The sequence below is a fragment of the Halobellus marinus genome (assembly GCF_032113415.1).
GTDB lineage: Archaea > Halobacteriota > Halobacteria > Halobacteriales > Haloferacaceae > Haloquadratum > Haloquadratum marinus.
In genome coordinates, this window is record NZ_CP134946.1 from 2,958,199 (window position 1) to 2,976,512 (window position 18,314).

Genomic DNA, 18,314 nt, shown 5'->3' on the forward strand with positions numbered 1-18,314 from the left:
CCGTCGATGCGCCTGACTTTCCTCGGCACCGGAACCGCGATGCCGCTCCCCGACCGCGTGCAGGCGGGACTCCTGCTCGAACGGGACGACAGACGGCTCCTCGTCGACTGCGGCAGCGGCGTGCTCCACCGACTCGCCGGCACCGACGTCGGCTACGAGGGCGTCTCGACAGTGCTACTGACGCACCACCATCTCGACCACGTCGCGGATCTGCTCCCCCTCCTGAAAGCGCGGTGGCTGGCCGGCGAGGAACACCTCGAAGTGGTCGGTCCTGGGGGAACGAAATCCCTGATCGACGGCCTGCTCGACGTCCACGAGTACCTCGACGGTCGCGTGGACCTGAGCGTCCGGGAGGTCGGCCCGACCGAGTTCTCCGTAGCCGGGTTCGACGTCTCTGCGACCGAGATGCAACACTCGATGGACTGTCTCGCCTACCGCTTTGCCGGGGTAACGGAGGGAGAAGGAGACATCGTCTTCTCCGGCGACGGCCAGGCGTCGGCGTCGCTCGCGAACTTCGCCGACGGCGCGGCCGTGCTCGCACACGACTGCTCCTTCCCCGACGGCGTCGACGTCGAGACGCATCCGTCGCCGTCGGAACTCGGAGCGGTTCTGGCGGGGAGAGACATCGGTCGCGTCTACCTGACGCACCTGTATCCGCCCACGGAAGGTCGCCACAAGGAGATGCTGGATTCGATCAGCGAACACTACGACGGGGACGTGCGGTTCGCCCGCGACGGACTGCGTCTCGAGGTCTGAGCGCCGCTACTCCTCCGGCGGTTCCAGTTCCACGAGCGTCAGGTCCCGGTCGAGGTAACAGAACTCGTGCGGCGGGTCACCGTTCACTTCCGCGATCCGGTACTCCGTCTCGAAGTCGGCACCGGCCGGGACGCAGTACTCGTGGCTCGGACACTCCGTGTGCGGACACGGGCCTTCGAGGCTCACCTTGCTGCCCGCGTAGGCGCCCTGCGAGGACACGTTGGCAGCGATCGACGCCGGCTCGACCTCGACTGCGCGGACGCCTGTGTCGTGGACGGCACAGTCGAGCAACTGACCGCTCTCCCGGACCTCCGTCACCTCGTAGCGGACGCCCTCCGAGAGATTCAGACACTGCTTCCGGTAGGGACAGCCCTCACACGCCGTCGACTCGCCCTCGTAGACGAACTCCGTCCCCGGGGACGCGAGTCGATCGCCGATGAGCGTGACCTGGGACATCTATCCGGCCTTAATCGACGCGTGCGGTTAAGCGTGTGCGTCCGGGGGCGACGAGTCGCCACGGCGTCTTCAGCCGGAGTCTCCCGTCGGTCGGGCACCTGTCCCCGGGGTCTCGCTGGTACCCAGGTCGGCAAGTCGGATCTCGCTCCCGTCTATCGGGACGCCGCGGTACTCCTCCTCGGCGAGCAGCAGCGCGCCGTCGAGGTCGGCGTAATCGACGAGCGGCGCGAGGTGACAGGCCGCAGCGATCGAGACGTTCGTCTCGATCATACAGCCGAGCATCACCTCGAGTCCGTGGGCCCGCGCGGCGTGGATCATCCGCCGTGTCGCCGCGAGCCCGCCGCACTTCATCAGTTTCAGGTTCACGATGTCGACGCACTCTGCGACCGCCGGGACGTCCGGGAGCCGAACGCAGGACTCGTCGGCGGCGATCGGCAAGGGAGACCGTTCGTATACGAACCGGAGCCCCGCGGGGTCGCTCGCGGGCACTGGCTGCTCGACGAACTCGACGTCGTACTCGGCGAGCAGTTCGGTCATCCGGACCGCCTCCCGCGGCGTCCAGGCTTCGTTGGCGTCGACGCGGACTCGCGCCTCCGGCGCCGCCTCGCGGACGGTCGCGACGATCTCCTCGTCGCGGTCGGTCCCGAGTTTCACCTTCAGGACGTCGTACCCCGTATCGACGGCTGTCCGTGTCTTCTCCAGCATCCGCTCGGTCGAATCGAGACCGATCGTAAAGGAGGTCTTCGGGACGGAGTCGGGATCCAGCCCCCACTGTCTGAAGAGCGGTACGTCGAGCCGTTTCGCGGCGAGATCGTGAAGCGCAATATCCACGGCAGCGTGGGCTGCGGGGTTGTCGGCGACGACCTCGCGGCGCTCCCGTTCGATCCGCTCGATTGCGTGGGGATCGCCGACTGAATCGACCACAGAGAGCAGGTCCGGGAGGACCGCTTCGACGGTCGCCGCCGTCTCGCCGTAGTGAGCCGCGGGTGCGGCGGCGCCCAGGCCCGTCGTCCCCGACTCGTCGCTGATGCGGACGATCACGTTCTCGGCGGTCTCCTGGGTCCCCCGGGCGATCGTGAACTCGTCCGACAGCGGGAGCGAGACGCGCTCGAACTCAGTTGTGAGGGTCATCCTCACTCCACCCCGAGAATCGGATCGAGCAGTTCGCCGGCGTCGAAGCGGACGACGTCGGTCGCGGGAGCGTCGATCTCGGCCGCGTAGTCGTCGAGGGCAGTTCGCGCCTCCGCGTCTGCCCCCAAGTCGGCCGTGTTCAGCGCACCGGCGGTGACGGTGCCCTCGTGGACCGGCGCGGCGAGTTGCTCGTAGAGGTCGACGTACTCCGCAAGCGGGGGTAGCGAGAACGACTCGTACCCGTGGATCGCCTCACGTCCCGCTGTGTGACACAGCACCATCGAGTCCGGCATCGCCCCGTGGAGGATTCCGCAGGTGACTGCAGAGTACGCCGGGTGGACGATGCTCCCCTGCCCTTCTACGAAGAGCACGTCGTGCTCCTCGCCGGCCGAGAGGATCATCTCCTCGACGGCGCCCGCGGTAAAATCGGAGATGACGCGGTCGATCGGGTGGCCCCAGCCGGCGATCATAATCCCCGTCTGTCCGGTCGGGACGAATCCGGCGTCGATCCCACGGTTGCGGGCTGCTGCGGTCAGTTCGAGCGCGACCGTCATCTTTCCGACCGAACAGTCGGTCCCGACCGTCAGCACCACCTCGGCGTCGACTTCGGCGCTCCGACCCTCGGCGACGGTCAGGTCCGGGTCGGGCTTGCGGACGTCGCGGAGAGCCACGCCGTGCTCGTCGGCGAGTGCAGCGAACTCCTCGTCGTCCGAGAGGAAGTAGTGCAACCCGGCAACGACGTCACAGCCGCGTTCGATCGCCGTGCGGACGTCCGGCCGCCAGGATTCCTCGAAGCCGCCCCCGATCGGCGCGATTCCGATCAGGAGCGCGTCGGCCTTTGGGGCGTCAGCCATCGACGCGACGATCGGAACCGAGGGGAGATCGCTCCGGTGGTCGGTCGTGTAGGTGCCGGCGTGTTCGCGGTCGAGAACGGCGACGACATCGTAATCCGCGTATTTGAGCACGCCAGTGGCCGTCTTCGCCCGCTCTGGGAACTTCTCGTGTGCGAGGACGACGACCCGATCGGGTGCGGAGTCTGTCATACCTCAGGCCACGACGAGGGAGAATATAATGCCCGTGTTCGACGCCGGCATCCACCCACTCCGCCGGGGCGTGTGGCTACAGCAACGAGAGCCGGACCGTCCAGAATTCCCGCACAGCCGAGCGGAGGGCATCGCCGGGATCTCCCGTGGCGTCGACGGTAGCCGTCCGGTCTGCGAGGTCCGTGAACTGCCCGAGGACTGTCTCCTCGCCGAGCACGATCACGCCCGGATCCGTCGGGATGGGTGGTCCCGTCTGATCCCGTTCGGAGTCGTCGCCTGCGGCGGCCTCGACGTGGGTCTCGATGACCGCCCGCGCACGGTCGAGATGCTCGTCGATCTGCTGATCGCGCCGCCGCTCGAAGCGCGCCTGCGAGAAGCCGCCCTTCGAGTGGGCACCCATCACGTCGGATTCGACCTCGTCGACGAGCGTGACGTTATCGCCGTCGTAGATCCCGAGCGCGAACAGGTCAGAGCGGACCAGCGCGACCCATCTGGGCTCTGTGGGCGTGAACCACGAACGGTCGAGGCGGAAGCCGCTCCCCCACTCGACGAACGCCGCGGGTGGCGTCGGCGGCGCAAGCGCGACTGTGACCAGCCCGGCATCGTCGAGACAGACGAGACACGGAGCGGCACGGCGGACGAGTGCCGAGCGATCTCCGAGGACGTCGGAGACGGCGTCGGGGACGTCGTCGTGAACCATCGCCGTCAGTGCCCCCTCGGGTCCTGTCTCGAAGGAGGAGAGCCGCGAGAGGACCTCCTCACGACGCTCGCCGTGGAACTCCTCGATGCCGCGGAATGCGACCTCGGTCTCGTCGTCCCCGGAGAGTCGCTCGATCCGCTCTTCGAGGCCCTCGATGCGGTCCTCCAGGCGGTTGATCGTCGCCTCGGCCTCCTGGCGCTTGCGTGCGGCCTCCGATCGCCGTTCCTCTTCCGCTTCCGCCCGGCGTTCGAGATGCCGTTTTTCCTCCTCCAGCTCCTCGATCCGCGCTTTGAGTTCGGCGCGGCCGAGCAACTCGTCGAGCATATCTCGATCCGCGGCCGCGGGCCACTTATAATGATTACTCTCGTCTCCTCCCGCCGAGCGCCGCCCCCGTTCCCGGCGAGCACCGCGAAGAGACGACAACGGTCAGTATCACGCCACCGCGCTGTCGTCGCCGAAGCGATAGCCCGAGTAGCGAAGCAGTTCTGCCGCGCGATCAGACTTCGCCAGCAACACGTCGCGCTCGGCCGGAAGGTCGCCGTCGTCGACGGTCTCGGGGACGACGAGCGTCCCGGAGGGCACATCCTCGTCGCCGAGGACCGGAATGTGTCCCTGATCGAGTTTCATCACGAGCGGCGCGTCGGTCCGGAAGAGCCCCTCGTCGCCGTAGAGCTCCTCGTTGACCCGCTCGTGATCCGCTCGTTGGATCGCCGGGACGTCCCGGTCGGACGGTTCGACGTACAGCCGTCCCAGGTAGTAGCTCGTGGAGAATGCCTCGAACATCTGTGCGAGAGAATCTCACACACCATCCGTAATAAGTCTTTCCGGCGGGTCGACGCTATGGGGCAATTAGTCGTCCCCGAAAACGAACACGGGACCAGTCCAATACTGGACCAGACGAACTCGGGAGAAAATCGACCTCAGTCGTCAACCGAGACTGCCGACCCCCACGATTCGCTGAACTCCGCGACGGTGTCGGCGATCTCGCCGACCTTCGCCGTCTGCTCCTGGTTGGCGGCGGCCAGTTCGTCGATCTCGTCGGCCATCGTCCGCGCGCGGTCGTTCGCCCCGTCGGTCATTGCCGCGACCTCTTCGGTGCTTGCGGCCTGCTCGTCGGTCGCGTCGGCGACCTCCTCGATGCCGTCGTTGACCTCGCTCACGGCGTCCGCGATTGATTCCAGACTATCCAGGGCCGTGTCGACCCGGTCGATCCCGGTGTCGATCTCGTCGTTCGCCCGGTCGATACTCGCGACGGTCTCGTCGGTGTTCGATTTGATCCGGTCGGCCAACTCCTCGATGTCGACCGCCTGCTCTTGGGTCTCTTCGGCGAGTGTCTTGATCTCGTCGGCGACGACTGCGAACCCGTCTCCGGCCTCGCCGGCCCGGGCGGCCTCGATCGAGGCGTTCAGCGCGAGCAGGTTCGTCTGATCGGCGATGTCCTGGATGACAGTCACGACGGTGTCGATCTCGTCGACGTCCTCGCGGAGAGCCGAGATGTCCTCCGTCACTTCGGCGGTCGCCGCATCGACCGAATTCATCGCGTCGATGGCGTCGTCGGCGGCCGCCTGCGATTCCTCGGCGAGTTCCCGGGCCCGTCGACTCTCGCTGCGGACCTGGTCGGCGCTGGAGGCGATCTCTTCGACCGCCGCACTCAGATTCGAGACCTCCTGGGTTACGGTCGTCAGGTTCTCCGCTTGCTCGGCGGCGACCCCGTTGATCTCCGCTGTACTCTCGGAGATCTGCTCGGCCGCGGAGGCGAGTTCCTGCGTCGAGGCCTGGAGATCCTCCAATCGCTCGCGGTCGATCACAACCTTGTCGTCGGAGTGGTTTTCGCCATCTGCGGTCGACTGCTGTGATTCGGACGACATTCGTGCCAAAATGGTGAGACAAATCCAATAAGCCCTGGGCCCGACTTTTCACATCTGATATTGAATCGGGAAATCGAATAAAAGCATTGTGGCCGTTACACCTCACCATCCCAGGCAATGAGACCGTTCCGGGAAAGCCTCTCACTCAGAGAGAATTCGGAGCGGTTCGTCGATATCTGATTTCTGACTATTCGACCCTCAGTCGCGGCTCGTCGCTGCCATCGCCCAGACTGCGGTGAGTCCCAGCGCGGCGGCGGGAAGAAGCGGGAGCACAAGCAGCGAGGCGATGTACGGGATACCCACAGCCGAGAGGATACCCGGTCGGACGTAGATGATTCCGGGGACGACGAGCGTACATACCGCGAGCACGGCGACGAGGACCCAGCCGCGGGCGCCGAAGCCGCCCTCGCCAGTCGCTGCCGCGTCACCGTCCGGGGGTTCGTTCGCCTCCGCCTCACCCGGCCGGTGGACGTATCCCTCGTCGTCAGAGCTCACTGTCCGGAATTACGACCACCTTGCCAAAGCCCTCACGGTTCTCGATCAGTTCGTGGGCGCGGGCGGTCTCGCTCATCGGCAGCGTCGCCCGAATCTCCGGTTCGAGGTCGCCCGCCCAGACGAGATCGAGGACTTCCGCGACCTGTTCGGGCGTGGCCATCGTCGACCCGATCACCGAGAGCTGGTTCCAGAAGATGCGTCGCAGTCCGGCGTCGGGGTTCCCGCCCGTCGTCGCGCCACAGGTGACGAACCGGCCGCCCTTCCGGAGACTCCGCAGCGACCCGTCGTACGTGGCCTCGCCGACGTGGTCGACGACGACGTCGACGCCGCGGCCGTCGGTCAGGTCGTCGACAGCCGCCGCGAAGTCAGTCTCCTCGTAGTTGATGGCGTGGTCGGCCCCGCAGTCGGCGGCGTGATCGAGCTTTGCTTCCGACGATCCGGTCGCGTACACCGTACAGCCGGCGTGGTCGGCGATCTGGACGGCCGCGTGGCCGACGCCCCCGGAGGCGCCGTGGACGAGCACGTGCTCGCCCGCCTGCACCTCGGCGCGGTGGATTAACATCCGCCAGGCAGTTCCGAAGACGAGCGCGGCCGATCCGGCGACTTCCCAGTCGACGCCCTCGGGAACGGGAATCAGGTTCGCTGCCGGCACGGCGGCGTACTCCGCGTGGACGCCCTGGCTGTGTTCGCCGATGATGCTGAAATCCGACGAGAGCGTGGGGTCGTCACGGGGAGGGCCGTCGCCGCGTTCTCCGTCGCTGTCGGTGGTCGCCGCGAAGAACGCGACGCGGTCGCCCGGCTCGAATCGGGTGACAGCTTCCCCGACAGCGTCGACGACGCCCGCCATATCGCTGCCGGGCACGTGCGGGAAGGAGAGATCGATCCCCGGGAGCCCGCGCCGCGTCCAGACATCGAGGTGGTTCAGCGCAGCGGCTTTCACGTCGACGAGCACCTCGCCCCGGTCGACCTCGGGGTCCGGAACCTCGCCGTACTCGATAACGTCGCGATCGCCGTGGGAAGTGAACTTGACGGCTTGCATACACCCCACTTCGCCGGCAGGGGCAAAAGCCCAGCCCTGCGCATCGCCGCTGGCTTCGACGACCCGTTCCGTTGAAGTAGCTCAACGGATAACCCACAACAACGAATGAGCGAGGACTTCTACGACGTGCTCGGTGTCTCCCGGGACGCCACCGAGGACGAGATCAAGCAGGCCTACCGCAAGAAGGCCGCGGAGTATCACCCGGACGTCTCCGAGGACCCCGAGGCCGAGGAGAAATTCAAGAAAGCCCAGAAGGCCAAAGAGGTCCTCACCGACGAGGAAAAGCGCCAGATGTACGACCAGCTGGGCCACGAGCGCTTCCAACAGGCCGAAAAGCGTGGCGGCGTCGACGGCGGCGGTGCCGGCGGCCGTGGCCGCGGCGGCGATCCCTTCGGTGGGATGGGCGGCGGCCAGGGAAGCCCCTTCGAGGACATCTTCAACCAGTTCTTCGGCGGCGGCCGCGGGGGCGGCGGCCGCGGGCAGGACCGCCCGCGACAGGGCCAGAACCTCCGGACGCAGGTCACCTTAGACCTCGAAGAGGTGTACGAGGGCGTCGAAAAGCAGTTCACCGTCACCCGCCCCGAGGAGTGTCCGGAGTGTAACGGCCGCGGCCACCCGCCCGACGCCGACGTGAACTCCTGTCCGGAGTGTAACGGTCGCGGTCAGACCACCACCGTCCGCGATACGCCACTCGGCCGCGTCCAGCAGACCCAGACCTGTCCCCGGTGTGAGGGATCGGGCGAGATCTACAGCGAGACCTGTTCGGTCTGTCGCGGCGACGGCATCACTCGCGAGGAAGCGACGCTCTCGGTCGACATCCCTGCAGGGATCCGGGACGGACAGACGCTCCGGATGGAGGGAGAGGGCGCCCCGGGCGAGAACGGCGGGCCGAAAGGGGATCTGCTCATCGACGTCGCCGTCCGCGACCACGAGAACTTCGAGCGCGACGGCGACGACCTGTACTTCCGGCTCCCGATCTCGTTCCCGAAGGCCGTCTTCGGAGCGACCGTCGAGGTGCCGACCGTCGACGGGGCGGCGGATCTGGACATCCCAGCGGGCACCCAAAGCGGCGAGGAGTTCCGGATCCGCGGCGAGGGGATGCCGCATCTCCGCGGTCGCGGCCACGGCGATCTCTACGTCCAAGTGCAGGTCGTGACGCCGGACGACCTCAACGAGGAACAGAAAGAGGCCTTAGAGGCGTTCGCCGAGGCCGGCGGCGAGGACGTCGACGTCAACGAGGGCTTCTTCGAGAAGATCAAAAACTCCTTCTGATACTGTCGGGCACAACTGTTTCAAGATATTCGCCACCCCGGCGGCGAAATTCTTCACAGACTCGTGTCCAACAGTATGACGCCTGTCTTCCCTACTCGCTGACCTCGTAGGCCCCGAAGTCGTCGACGGTGCCGACCGGCGGCGCGCCGAACGCCAGCCACACGTGCGTCTCGTCGTCGGTGCGGTTGAGCAGGTTCCGCTCAACGTCGGGCGCGACACGGACGACGCCGCCCTGCGGGACGTCGTGCTCCCTGCCCTCGATCGCGATCTGTCCGGGCGTCATCGCGACGAAAACTTCCTCCTGGCCCGGCTCGTCGTCGGAGGCGGTATGGGTGTGGGGTGTGGTCACCTTGCCGGGTTCGACGATCACCTGATTGACTCGCAGTTCGGTGCTGCCGAGCGGCCCCGTCAGCTTCCGGACGGACGTCTCGCAGGTGTTGAACTGTTCCGTCGGAACTTCCTTGGGGCGGACGATGCTGAACTCACCCCTCATCACTCGTCCCAAAAACGGACCGGAGACATAGTGGTACGGGACGATGCGTCTTCCGCGGACCGCTGTCGCAGCCGACTGGGTTTCCGCACCCCCACCTTCACGTGGCTATCGCCCGTAGATCCGGTCGATGTCGTATACAAAAGCGAACTACGCGGACGGCGACGAGAAGGCCGACGGGATGTTCTTCCTCCGGGAGACGCTCGACTGCGAGAACCTGGGCGTGACCGTCATCGACGCCGACGCCGACTGGGCCGGGATGGAACACGACCACGCCGACAGGGGTCACGAGGAGGTGTACTACCTCGCCGAGGGATCGGCGACCATCGTCGTCGACGGCGACGAGGTGGCGATGGCTGCCGGCGACGCAGTCCGCGTCGCGCCAGAATCGACCCGAAGCCTGCATACCGACGAACCGAGTACGTTCGTCGTCGCGGGAGCGCCCTGACGCGGACATTTGTCGTCGCGGGAGCGCCCTGCCACGGACGTTAGCTGTCGCGGGTGCACCTGACCGCGGATCCGGGCCCCGGCCGACGCTGTTTTTGTATCGGGCCGACGAGCCTGCAGTGTGACCGACGATTCCGACGCAGGCGACGCCGGAGCTGGGCCCGACAGGGAGGCCGAAACCGCCCACGACCAGAGTTCCGGACGGACGCCAACCTTTCCGCCGCAGTGTGACGATCCCGCGACTATCGGCGCGGTCGTCGCCCGCGAGCGGCGCACTGACGGCGACGCGCTCCGGGCGGCCGCACCGGGGCGGAGTTACAGCTACCGCGATTTCATCACGACCTCCTACAAGGCCGGGAACGTGCTCCGGTATCTGGGCGTGCGCCCCGGCGACGAGGTGCTCGTCGTCCCTGACGCGCTCCCGGAACCGGTGTTGGCGTTCTACGGCGCGGCCCAGTTGGGCGCAGTGACCCGCTTCGCCGAGACAGTCACTGACGATCCGCCCCGGGCCGTCCTTGCGCCGGTCGACCGCGAGAGCGAGTTCGATCTCCCGCCCGGGCACCGCCTCGCGGTGCACGGCGGCCCGCCGGACGATCCTGCCACGACCCACTGGGAGGCGGAGGTCTGGAGCGAGAACCCGGCGGTCCACCCCGTCGACGTCGCCGGCTCCGATCCCGCTCTGGTTGCCGACGATCGCACGTACACGCACGCCGAGTTGCTCTCCGGGGCAGCCCGTGTCGCGGCCGACGCCGATCTCGGGCCGGGCGACGAGATGGTCGTCCGCGGTTCGCTCGCCGATCCGGAAGTCGTCGTCGCCGGTCTCTTGGCGCCGATTCTGGTGGGGGCGACGATCGTTTTCCCAGCAGAGTCGACGGAAGCGACGGGTGGGTATGCGTCGAAGGAAGCGGCGGCGGACACGGGCGATTCTCACCGGACCGATCACACAGTGACCGCCACCGAGATTGTCGAGAGCGCACCGTTCGAAGGCGGCGAGAATTGACAGCAGATTTATATTCACGGTCTGGCGAAATTCGAATATGCTCCTCAGAGTAGCGGCGCTAGTCATCGGAATCCTCGAACTGCTCGCCCCGCGAAAGGTGGTCGACTTCTGGATGTCCCTCGCGGCCGAGGGGGACGTCGACCTCCGCTCGTGGGTGTACACCGCCGCCCGGATCGAGGGTGTCGCACTCGTCGTCTGGGCGCTGACCCGCGGTCGGTCCGGATCGGGGGAGGCGTGACAGGATCCGGCAGGTCGGGACGGGAACCGGGGACTCCTTGTGCCCCGCTGGTCGTGGTTCCGGTATGACGCTGGAGGTAGCGGTCGCCGTCCCGTTCAAACAGCGCGGGCAGACCCGACTCGGTGAGGGGGAGTTCGTCGTCGCGCTCTCGCTGGACCGGAACTGGTTCTCGCCGGATCAGGCCAAACGACTCATCGACGTGGCGACCGGCCGAGGGCTGCTCGAACGCGACGACGGCGAGGTCGTAGCCGGCTTCGATCCGTCGTCGGTTACCGTCCCGGCGGAGTACGAACCAGACGAGTCGATCCTCCGCGAACAGTCGACGTTCGAGCGCATCCTCGATTCGCTGGTCGCCGCCGGCCACGACAAACAGGAGGCGGTCGCCGCCGTCAACGAACGGCAGCGACGGCTCGACATCACGGTCGAGGCGGCCGCGGCGCTGTACGCGCGGCAGGAGAACGTCGATATCGGCGGGGCTGCGCGGGCGGCGAGAGGAGAACTCGGCGAGTAGCTCGTTCGGGAGCGACGGCCGACTCCCCGTTTTCACGCATTCGAACGGAGCCCTCTTCTCCCAGCGGCCGGAACGAGTGGTATGGTCGAGGACCGACTGAACGACGGGCACCGCATCGCGGAACTGCTCGCCTCCGAGGTGACCGGACACAGTGGCGAACTCGAACGGTTCGCGGTGACCGGGGCGGCCCAGGACGTCGAGCCCTCTCCCGACGGGGCGTTCGCCTACGCGATCGACCGTGGTGACCAGCGAGTCGCCTCGGTGTTCGTCCAGCCCGAACGGGCCCGTGTCGAGTTCGAGCGCGGCGTCGACGTCGCCGCCGACGCCGCACGGGAGGAAGGGCTTCGGGTCCGTCCGAAAGCGGTCGAGCCCCCGCGGACGCTGGTCTTCGTCGAGGACGGCGCGCAGGTCAAGTGGTTGCTGCCGGTGCTCCGGGCTGTGGCTTCCGGCGAAAGCACGTCGTAGGTCAGTCTGAAGCTCCCAGGAGGCTGCTACAGCGACGCCAACAGGTCTGGGAGGTCGGCGATCAGCCGCTCCCGCGGAATGTGTGCGGCCGCCCGCGGCGAGGGTTCCGGACCGCCGTCGTACGTCACCTGCACGGCGAGCAGTCCGGCGTCCGATGCGCCTGCGATGTCAGCGTCGACGTCGTCGCCGACGTAGACCGTCTCGCCGGGATCGCTGCCGAGCGCGTCGACGAGCGCCTCGAACGCTGCGGGGTCGGGCTTGCCGGCGTCGAGTTCGCCGGTCACGAGCGAGGCGTCGAAGGCGTCGGCCCACCCGAGCGTCCGGAGTTTGTCCCGCTGGGCCATCTGTGGGCCGTTCGTGAGCAGGCCAACGCGGTACCGCTCGCGCAGGCGCTCGATGAACGATTCGACGCCCTCGAGGGGCGCGATGGCGTCGGCGATCTCCTCCCGGTAGACCCGCGCCAGCGTCTCCGGATCGGTCTCGGCGTCGTGTTCGGCCAGCAGATCGGCGAAGATCGGCGTCCGACTCTCCCGCGTGAGGTTGCGCCCGTGGACTCGCAGATACGATTCGCGGGACAGCGGCGGCGCGTCGACCGTCTCGACGGCGTCGGCGAGGATCGCAGTCCGGTCCCGCGTGGGGACGGCGAGCGTCTCGTCGAGGTCGAAGCCGACCGCGGTGATTGTCACGGCCGCCGGTAGGTCGCCACGACGTATGACTTTTCTCGTCTCGACGCGAGGTGCCGAACGTGACACTCGATCCCGTCCACGTCGACGGCATCGCGGATCTCGCGGCGTACCTCGCCCGACAGGTCGACGATTCCGACCACGTCGACGTCGCCGCGCGGATCTGGGAAGACTTTCTCGACCCGCTCTATGGCCCCGACGGCGACGTCGTCGTGGAACCGCTCGGCGAAAAGCGCCTGCGCGCGGTCGACGCCGAGGACGTCGCCTTGGCCGCGTCGCCGTTCGGGACGGTCCACGGGCTGGATTCGGGGACGATCAACCCGACGACGTTCAAAAACGGCCTGGTCGTCGACCTCGCACAGGCCGCGATGGCCGCGGTGCCGTCGGATCTCGACCTCCACCGCCACCGGAGTATCGTCGCGGCGACCCACCTCAACGACGAGACCGTTCCGATCGAGGAGTCCTGGCGGGACGTCGACGACGGCTACTGCCGGTGGCGCGTGTTGCGCGTCCCCCGCGTCAACCGCTACGCCGAGCGGATCGTCCACGCGCTGGCGCTGTATCTCGCGGAAAGTTCCCACGCGCTGGAACACGCCGAGTCGGTGTCGGAACTGCTCGTCCTCGACGGGCCGCTGTATCCGCTGGAACTGCTCAGTTGGCGGGACAGGGACGCCGAACTGCAGGCGATCGCCGAGGAGTTGCAGCCGCGTTCGATCGTCGAGAACTACGTCCGTCTCGTCGAGCGGTTCGTCGAGCGCGACGTCCCGCTGTGTGGGTTCGTCAAGAACCCTGCGTCCAAGCGAATCGTGGGCACGCTCCGCAACCGGGAGCGCGGGTTCGAGGTCCCCTGGACCGACGACGCGGCCTTTTTCACTCGGTTGCTCGAACGGCGCGAGGAGGGCGAGCATCGGGACGGATCACACCACGGCCCGGAGGGACGTCGGACGGAGGAGTTGACCTTCACGGGCTGGTTCCACTCCCACGACGGCGCGGACGCGACGATTGCGAGTGACGGCGACGTCTACGGCGTCGAGCGACACCTCGATCCCGAACTGTACGAGACGTGTTTCTTCGTCATCTACGAACCCCAGACCGACGTGCTCTACCGGGTCGAGACGCCCTACGTGTTCGCCCGCGACGACGCAACACGGGAAGCGATCACCAGACAGATACTCGGTGACGTCGCGGCCCGACGCGGGCCACCGGAGGCGGTCGCGAAGGCGGACAAACTCGCGCGCATCAGCACGGGCGAGAAGTCCTCGCTCCGGCAGAAGTTCACCGAGACGCTCGAAAGCGGCGAGGTCAAGCGGTACGACGACCTGCGGTGGGACGACTCCGAGTAGTGGCCGACCCGCGGTTCCGGGCGATATCGACGTCCGAGAGAACGACTCGGCGCCGTAACGGGATGGCTACGGATGCTCGGCGCCGGGATCCTGCTTGATCACTTCGACGTCGACCTCGGACTCGGGGACGCCAACGCGGGCGAACTGCGTCCGCACGTGGGCCTCCGCCGCGTCCAGCGCCCGCTCGCGCGTCTCGAACCCGCGGGGCATCGGCGACTCGAACGCGACGTTGACCGTCTCGCCGTCGATCGTCGTCTCCGACCCGCCGCTTTCGACCTCGTAGAACTCGTCGCAGACCCAGACGTACGGGGCGTCCTCGTCTGGCGCCCCTTTATACGAGGGAGCACGCTCGCCCCGCTCGAAGATCGTCCCCGTCAGCGTCGTCCCCCCACCGTGACCGCGCACCAGAAGCATACCCGTGATTGGATCCGAGGCGGGAAAAGCAGTCCGGGAGACGCAAGCGGCGGGCGGCACCCCGGGAGACGCAAGCGGCGGGCGGCACCGAACGCTGAGCACGGGCGAGGTGTTTTATTCGTCGGCGGCGCAGTGAGACCCAAGATGGATCTCGGCGACTTCGAGCCCGGTTCCGACGATCGGCCCTCGGACGGGACCGAGGGGGACCGATCGACGGCAGGGGACGGCGGTGCGTCGACGGACACGGACAGCACAACAGAAACACGCGGTGCCGCCGACGAGAGCCCGACGTCGGGGTCGGACGACCCAGAGGAGGACGTCGCGTTCGACCGCTACGAAGCCGCACCGAGGGGCCAGGACCGCGGAATCGGCGCGATCGCAGTCTCGCAAGGGCTCCGCGTCGCCGAGGACGGCGACGAGACGACGCTGCGGGCGTACGTGACCACGAACAACCGCGACACCGTCAGACTCGGCAAGTACCTTCTCGTGCCCTATCCGGACGACGAACTGCTGTTTGCGCGGATCACCGCCTTAGAGTACGCCCAGGAGTTCCAGACCGACGACGCGACCGAGATCCACGCCCGCCGGGCGATGCGCCGCGAGGAGTTCGAAGAGCGGGACTACAAGTTCGTCGCGTCGTTGGACCCGCTCGCGGTCCTATTCGAGGACGATGGGGAACTCAAGCGCCGGATGGTCGACCGCGTGCCGAAGCCCGGCGCCATCGCCGCCGAGGCGACCGACCCCGAACAGATCAAGACCGGGCTGAAGATCCCCGGCGACGGCATCTTCCTCGGGCACCTCTCGGTCGGCGGCGAGAAGGTCCGGACCGCGGCCGAGCCCCCAACGATCGACTACCGGCTCCGGGACGACTACGGCGACGGCGATCCGCTCGTGTTCCGACACGCCCTGGTCGCCGGTGGCACCGGCTCCGGGAAGACCCACGCAACGAAGAACGTCCTGCGGCAGCTTCTGGCAGAGGACCGGACCTACGAGATGGACGACGGCCGCTCGGCGCGGCTCGCGGTCGTCCAGTTCGACCCGCAGGACGAGTACGCCCAGATGCACGACGACAACCCCGCGATGGACGACGCGACCGCGCGCCGGTACGAACGGGAGGGGATCGTCCACGGCGGTCACGACGACACGCTGGCGCTGGTCCCGAAGGAGGACGGCGTCGCCTACGGCGGCAAGGGCCACCGCGCGGAACAGCAGGCGTTCACCATCCCCTTCTCGATGGCCCGCAACCGGCCGTGGCTCGTGGCTGGCAGCAGCCTCAACGAGAACCAGTATCCCGCACTCGTCCACCTGCTGAAGCGCTTCTTCCGTGAGTACGGCGACGCCGGCACCTACGAGGAGTTCCTGACGTTCCTGGACGATCAGGCGTTGCGCGAGGAACTCGACGAGTCGGGCCGGGTCCACGAAGCGACCTTCGACGCGGTCAAACGGCGCGTCCACGGCGTTCCCGACGGCGTCTTCGACCAGTCGGCGCGGCCGATCACCGACCTCGACCACCAGCTCGTCCGGCCGGGCGGACTGACGGTGATCCCGACGTACCACCTCTCGACGAGCCGCGCGAAGGAGCTTTTCGTCCTCGCGGTGTCGAGTCTTTTGATCGACAACAAACTCTCGAACGCTCCCGACTCCGACCGGATCAAGGAGACGCCGCTGCTGTTGGGGATGGACGAGGCGCACAACTTCCTCGCGGACGCCGACACCGTCCAGGCGCGGAAGGTGATCTCGAAGTTCACCGAGGCCGCAAAGCAGGGCCGCAAAGAGCGGCTGGGCCTGTTTCTGGTCACGCAGGACCCACAGGACATCGCCGAGCCGGTGTTCAAACAGATCAACACGCGGCTCGTGCTCAACCTCGGCGACGAGGACGCGATCAAGAGCGTCAACATCCCGCCGGAACTGGAGGACAAAGTGCCCTACATGGAGAAGGGACAGCTGGTCGTCTACTCCCCGGACAACTCCGAGCCCGTCGAACTCGTCGGCCTGCCGGTCTGTCTGACGCGTCACGGCGAGTAAGTATCTGTTGGAGCGGGTGTCGTGGAACGTTGTTACAGTGGTTTATTTCATAAAATGACAGCTGCATCGGTCATTAGACCTCGCGTGCGAACTGACCGACTCCACTTCAGTTATTGAGTAAGAAATTCAACGTCGAAGTCAGGAGCTAAACTAACGATTAGTGACTCGCTCTTTTCGCCTGTTGGGGACCACTGCGTCGTATGGACACCGCTTTCTCGGTCCGTTTCTCTCGATTCGAACGCGACCTGTACTTCGTATGTCCCCGGAGGAGCGACATCAGTGAGCGTCGAACGATAATCCTCTGTTGGTGGTGTTCGCGTTCTCGTCTCGTAAACCGTCTCTGACTCCGAAAACAGTCCACCTTCTCTCTGAATGGTTATCTCCTTCCATACTTCTTGGCCAGTCTGATTTGCAATCTGAATATTCCCACTTTCAGTACGAGAGGTCGAACATCCCGAGAGAGTGACGAGCCCAGCGAACGAGACGAGTACGGAGCGTCGCTTCATCACGTACTGCCACACAGTTGGTCACTAAATTCTTTGTCTGCACTGAATGATTCCCCCCAAGTACGGAAGCTCTCCTACGTTACCTCCATACGCGGAAAACTATCGGACGCCAGCACTACGCGACCTTCCGGACCCCGTTTTTTGTAACCCCGCGACGTACCCCCGGGTATGCCGAAACACGTGCTCGTCCCGGTCGACGGCTCGCCGCAGTCGCTTCAGGCGCTTGCGTTCGTCTCCGAGGAGTGGGACGACGCTCGGGTGACGCTTCTGCACGTCATCGACCCCGTCCAGGCGGGCTACAGTGCCGGCGCCCTTCCCACCGGCTCCGAGGAATGGTATCAGGAGGCGAAAGTCGAGGCCGACGAGATTCTGCGGGAGGCGCGAGAGCGACTCGACACCGGCGGCGAGGTGACGGCCGATACGGAGGTCGGGCGACCGGCCGCGACCATCGTAGAAGCAGCAGACGAGCGCGACGTGGACCACGTCGTCGTCGGGAGCCACGGCCGACAGGGGGTCTCGCGGCTCGTCCTCGGCAGCGTCGCCGAGGATGTCGTCCGCCACTCGCCCGTGCCGGTCACGGTCGTTCGGTGAGAGTCAGCGTTTCGTGGTGGGTTCGAGGCCGGATACTGTCGGACACAACTCTTTTTAAACGATCCGGCACAGACCGATGTCCGAGAGTATCAGTACCCTAACTGCTCGCGGACGAGTACGAGCGTCGTCCGACCCTCCTCGGCTTCCCGGCGGAAGATGAGCTGTTTCGCGATGGCAGATTCGACGCCGTAGGCCTCCTGTGCGCGCTCGTTCTCCAGCGGATACGCGACGGATTCGAGTCGATCGAGCGCATCGTCGAGCGTCGGCACGATCTTGTTCGCGCCGCTGACGATAATCACGTTGCCCGCAGCGAACGGGTAGGCACCGATTCGGCTGCCCGAGAGGTCCGCGGCGACGAGTTCACCGGTCTGGGAGATGGCGTTGATCCCACCGAGGAAGTAGTCGGCGGTCTGGGACTCCCGGCGGGCGGCCTGCCGTTCCTCGTCGTCGTCGATACTCCAGATCTGGTCCGGGAGACTCTCCCACTCGTGGTCACCCCCCGAGAGGTAGTCCTCGAACCCGATCTCTTCGAGCGTCGTCGAGTGGCCGTTCATCACGGACGCGCCAGCGGGGATCTGCGATTTGATCGCTTCCAGCGCGTCGTCGACTGAGTCGACCACGACGACCTCGAACCCGTTCGCTTCGAGGCTTTCGACGGTCTCTCGGATGGTCTCGTCGTCGGGGAGTTCGTCGAGCGTTACGTCGATTTCGGTGTCGTCTGCGTAGTCGGATTTCTGCTGAGACATCTGATGTGGGTTGTCGCTTTCGACACCCGTCGGTAGGTCCGTGAACCACTTAACCTCTCGCGGACACCGGTATCAGGTGGTTACACGGGCGTTAT

Annotated in this window: 22 protein-coding genes; 10 read left to right on the forward strand and 12 right to left on the reverse strand. The window is 66.5% G+C overall.

Annotated elements, in window-relative coordinates:
- Positions 1 to 6 precede the first annotated feature (6 nt).
- Positions 7 to 756: an MBL fold metallo-hydrolase gene (locus tag RJT37_RS14640; RefSeq protein WP_313685587.1), complete on the forward strand. Its 750-nt coding sequence runs from the start codon at positions 7 to 9 to the stop codon at positions 754 to 756.
- A 6-nt stretch (positions 757 to 762) separates the two neighbouring features.
- Here RJT37_RS14640 and RJT37_RS14645 read toward each other — a convergent pair whose 3' ends face one another.
- The 8 genes from RJT37_RS14645 to RJT37_RS14680 all read right to left on the reverse strand — a co-directional run bounded on the left by RJT37_RS14645 (position 763) and on the right by RJT37_RS14680 (position 7,488).
- Complete coding sequence (locus tag RJT37_RS14645) at positions 763 to 1,212, reverse strand: UPF0179 family protein (protein ID WP_313685589.1); 450 nt, start codon at positions 1,210 to 1,212, stop codon at positions 763 to 765.
- Positions 1,213 to 1,281: 69 nt separating this feature from the next.
- Positions 1,282 to 2,343 (reverse strand): dipeptide epimerase, encoded by a 1,062-nt coding sequence (locus RJT37_RS14650; RefSeq protein WP_313685591.1) that lies wholly within the window; start codon positions 2,341 to 2,343, stop codon positions 1,282 to 1,284.
- A 2-nt stretch (positions 2,344 to 2,345) separates the two neighbouring features.
- The gene (locus RJT37_RS14655) at positions 2,346 to 3,386 is read right to left on the reverse strand and encodes an N-acetyltransferase DgcN family protein (protein ID WP_313685593.1); all 1,041 of its coding nucleotides are present in this window, start codon (positions 3,384 to 3,386) and stop codon (positions 2,346 to 2,348) included.
- Between the two features lie 76 nt (positions 3,387 to 3,462).
- Positions 3,463 to 4,410, reverse strand: coding sequence for a Vms1/Ankzf1 family peptidyl-tRNA hydrolase (locus tag RJT37_RS14660; protein WP_313685594.1), 948 nt, complete (start codon positions 4,408 to 4,410; stop codon positions 3,463 to 3,465).
- A gap of 108 nt (positions 4,411 to 4,518) precedes the next feature.
- Complete coding sequence (locus RJT37_RS14665) at positions 4,519 to 4,869, reverse strand: DUF5802 family protein (protein ID WP_313685596.1); 351 nt, start codon at positions 4,867 to 4,869, stop codon at positions 4,519 to 4,521.
- Between the two features lie 137 nt (positions 4,870 to 5,006).
- Entirely contained in the window at positions 5,007 to 5,954 is a 948-nt protein-coding gene (locus RJT37_RS14670) for a methyl-accepting chemotaxis protein (RefSeq protein WP_313685597.1), read from the reverse strand.
- A gap of 198 nt (positions 5,955 to 6,152) precedes the next feature.
- Entirely contained in the window at positions 6,153 to 6,449 is a 297-nt protein-coding gene (locus tag RJT37_RS14675; RefSeq protein WP_313685599.1) for a DUF7977 family protein, read from the reverse strand.
- The gene (locus RJT37_RS14680) at positions 6,439 to 7,488 is read right to left on the reverse strand and encodes a zinc-binding dehydrogenase (protein WP_313685601.1); all 1,050 of its coding nucleotides are present in this window, start codon (positions 7,486 to 7,488) and stop codon (positions 6,439 to 6,441) included. The genes RJT37_RS14675 and RJT37_RS14680 overlap by 11 nt, the downstream gene beginning before the upstream one ends.
- A gap of 105 nt (positions 7,489 to 7,593) precedes the next feature.
- On the opposite strand from RJT37_RS14680, the gene dnaJ reads away from it, so the two are divergent.
- Positions 7,594 to 8,760 (forward strand): molecular chaperone DnaJ, encoded by a 1,167-nt coding sequence (gene dnaJ / locus RJT37_RS14685; protein ID WP_313685603.1) that lies wholly within the window; start codon positions 7,594 to 7,596, stop codon positions 8,758 to 8,760.
- A 91-nt stretch (positions 8,761 to 8,851) separates the two neighbouring features.
- On the opposite strand, the gene RJT37_RS14690 is transcribed toward dnaJ, so the two are convergent.
- Positions 8,852 to 9,253: a hypothetical protein gene (locus RJT37_RS14690; protein WP_313685605.1), complete on the reverse strand. Its 402-nt coding sequence runs from the start codon at positions 9,251 to 9,253 to the stop codon at positions 8,852 to 8,854.
- Positions 9,254 to 9,380: 127 nt separating this feature from the next.
- Here RJT37_RS14690 and RJT37_RS14695 point away from each other — a divergent pair, with 127 nt between their 5' ends.
- The 5 genes from RJT37_RS14695 to RJT37_RS14715 all read left to right on the forward strand — a co-directional run bounded on the left by RJT37_RS14695 (position 9,381) and on the right by RJT37_RS14715 (position 11,911).
- The gene (locus RJT37_RS14695; RefSeq protein WP_313685607.1) at positions 9,381 to 9,698 is read left to right on the forward strand and encodes a cupin domain-containing protein; all 318 of its coding nucleotides are present in this window, start codon (positions 9,381 to 9,383) and stop codon (positions 9,696 to 9,698) included.
- Between the two features lie 243 nt (positions 9,699 to 9,941).
- Positions 9,942 to 10,697, forward strand: coding sequence for an AMP-binding protein (locus tag RJT37_RS14700; protein WP_313689993.1), 756 nt, complete (start codon positions 9,942 to 9,944; stop codon positions 10,695 to 10,697).
- A 37-nt stretch (positions 10,698 to 10,734) separates the two neighbouring features.
- A complete protein-coding gene (locus tag RJT37_RS14705) occupies positions 10,735 to 10,935 on the forward strand; it encodes a hypothetical protein (RefSeq protein ID WP_313685609.1) in 201 nt (66 codons plus the stop codon).
- Between the two features lie 64 nt (positions 10,936 to 10,999).
- Entirely contained in the window at positions 11,000 to 11,446 is a 447-nt protein-coding gene (locus RJT37_RS14710; protein WP_313685610.1) for a DUF2240 family protein, read from the forward strand.
- An 81-nt stretch (positions 11,447 to 11,527) separates the two neighbouring features.
- Positions 11,528 to 11,911 (forward strand): DUF7993 family protein, encoded by a 384-nt coding sequence (locus RJT37_RS14715; RefSeq protein WP_313685611.1) that lies wholly within the window; start codon positions 11,528 to 11,530, stop codon positions 11,909 to 11,911.
- Positions 11,912 to 11,937: 26 nt separating this feature from the next.
- Here the strand turns inward: RJT37_RS14715 and RJT37_RS14720 are convergent, their stop codons facing one another.
- Positions 11,938 to 12,597, reverse strand: a complete 660-nt coding sequence (locus tag RJT37_RS14720) for an HAD family hydrolase (protein ID WP_313685613.1) — start codon at positions 12,595 to 12,597, stop codon at positions 11,938 to 11,940.
- A gap of 59 nt (positions 12,598 to 12,656) precedes the next feature.
- Here RJT37_RS14720 and RJT37_RS14725 point away from each other — a divergent pair, with 59 nt between their 5' ends.
- Positions 12,657 to 13,937 (forward strand): DNA double-strand break repair nuclease NurA, encoded by a 1,281-nt coding sequence (locus RJT37_RS14725; protein ID WP_313685615.1) that lies wholly within the window; start codon positions 12,657 to 12,659, stop codon positions 13,935 to 13,937.
- A gap of 66 nt (positions 13,938 to 14,003) precedes the next feature.
- On the opposite strand, the gene RJT37_RS14730 is transcribed toward RJT37_RS14725, so the two are convergent.
- Complete coding sequence (locus tag RJT37_RS14730; protein WP_311171654.1) at positions 14,004 to 14,351, reverse strand: DUF7113 family protein; 348 nt, start codon at positions 14,349 to 14,351, stop codon at positions 14,004 to 14,006.
- Between the two features lie 144 nt (positions 14,352 to 14,495).
- On the opposite strand from RJT37_RS14730, the gene RJT37_RS14735 reads away from it, so the two are divergent.
- Together RJT37_RS14735 and RJT37_RS14740 are read left to right on the forward strand one after the other, a co-directional pair.
- Positions 14,496 to 16,376: an ATP-binding protein gene (locus tag RJT37_RS14735; RefSeq protein WP_313685616.1), complete on the forward strand. Its 1,881-nt coding sequence runs from the start codon at positions 14,496 to 14,498 to the stop codon at positions 16,374 to 16,376.
- A gap of 674 nt (positions 16,377 to 17,050) precedes the next feature.
- Positions 17,051 to 17,473: a universal stress protein gene (locus RJT37_RS14740; protein ID WP_313685618.1), complete on the forward strand. Its 423-nt coding sequence runs from the start codon at positions 17,051 to 17,053 to the stop codon at positions 17,471 to 17,473.
- A gap of 89 nt (positions 17,474 to 17,562) precedes the next feature.
- Here the strand turns inward: RJT37_RS14740 and RJT37_RS14745 are convergent, their stop codons facing one another.
- On the reverse strand, positions 17,563 to 18,219 hold the full coding sequence (locus tag RJT37_RS14745; protein WP_313685620.1) for a lactate utilization protein: 657 nt from the start codon (positions 18,217 to 18,219) through the stop codon (positions 17,563 to 17,565).
- Between the last annotated feature and the right edge of the window lie 95 nt (positions 18,220 to 18,314).

Excerpts from the sequence above, each read along its gene's own strand:
- RJT37_RS14715 (WP_313685611.1), top strand. The coding sequence starts at position 11,528 with ATGGTCGAGGACCGACTGAACGACGGGCACCGCATCGCGGAACTGCTC.
- RJT37_RS14645 (WP_313685589.1), bottom strand. The coding sequence starts at position 1,212 with ATGTCCCAGGTCACGCTCATCGGCGATCGACTCGCGTCCCCGGGGACG.
- RJT37_RS14740 (WP_313685618.1), top strand. The coding sequence starts at position 17,051 with ATGCCGAAACACGTGCTCGTCCCGGTCGACGGCTCGCCGCAGTCGCTT.
- RJT37_RS14730 (WP_311171654.1), bottom strand. The coding sequence starts at position 14,351 with ATGCTTCTGGTGCGCGGTCACGGTGGGGGGACGACGCTGACGGGGACG.
- RJT37_RS14670 (WP_313685597.1), bottom strand. The coding sequence starts at position 5,954 with ATGTCGTCCGAATCACAGCAGTCGACCGCAGATGGCGAAAACCACTCC.
- RJT37_RS14680 (WP_313685601.1), bottom strand. The coding sequence starts at position 7,488 with ATGCAAGCCGTCAAGTTCACTTCCCACGGCGATCGCGACGTTATCGAG.
- RJT37_RS14695 (WP_313685607.1), top strand. The coding sequence starts at position 9,381 with ATGTCGTATACAAAAGCGAACTACGCGGACGGCGACGAGAAGGCCGAC.
- RJT37_RS14705 (WP_313685609.1), top strand. The coding sequence starts at position 10,735 with ATGCTCCTCAGAGTAGCGGCGCTAGTCATCGGAATCCTCGAACTGCTC.
- RJT37_RS14655 (WP_313685593.1), bottom strand. The coding sequence starts at position 3,386 with ATGACAGACTCCGCACCCGATCGGGTCGTCGTCCTCGCACACGAGAAG.
- RJT37_RS14660 (WP_313685594.1), bottom strand. The coding sequence starts at position 4,410 with ATGCTCGACGAGTTGCTCGGCCGCGCCGAACTCAAAGCGCGGATCGAG.
- RJT37_RS14665 (WP_313685596.1), bottom strand. The coding sequence starts at position 4,869 with ATGTTCGAGGCATTCTCCACGAGCTACTACCTGGGACGGCTGTACGTC.
- RJT37_RS14735 (WP_313685616.1), top strand. The coding sequence starts at position 14,496 with ATGGATCTCGGCGACTTCGAGCCCGGTTCCGACGATCGGCCCTCGGAC.
- RJT37_RS14745 (WP_313685620.1), bottom strand. The coding sequence starts at position 18,219 with ATGTCTCAGCAGAAATCCGACTACGCAGACGACACCGAAATCGACGTA.
- RJT37_RS14710 (WP_313685610.1), top strand. The coding sequence starts at position 11,000 with ATGACGCTGGAGGTAGCGGTCGCCGTCCCGTTCAAACAGCGCGGGCAG.
- RJT37_RS14640 (WP_313685587.1), top strand. The coding sequence starts at position 7 with ATGCGCCTGACTTTCCTCGGCACCGGAACCGCGATGCCGCTCCCCGAC.
- RJT37_RS14690 (WP_313685605.1), bottom strand. The coding sequence starts at position 9,253 with ATGAGGGGTGAGTTCAGCATCGTCCGCCCCAAGGAAGTTCCGACGGAA.
- RJT37_RS14650 (WP_313685591.1), bottom strand. The coding sequence starts at position 2,343 with ATGACCCTCACAACTGAGTTCGAGCGCGTCTCGCTCCCGCTGTCGGAC.
- dnaJ (WP_313685603.1), top strand. The coding sequence starts at position 7,594 with ATGAGCGAGGACTTCTACGACGTGCTCGGTGTCTCCCGGGACGCCACC.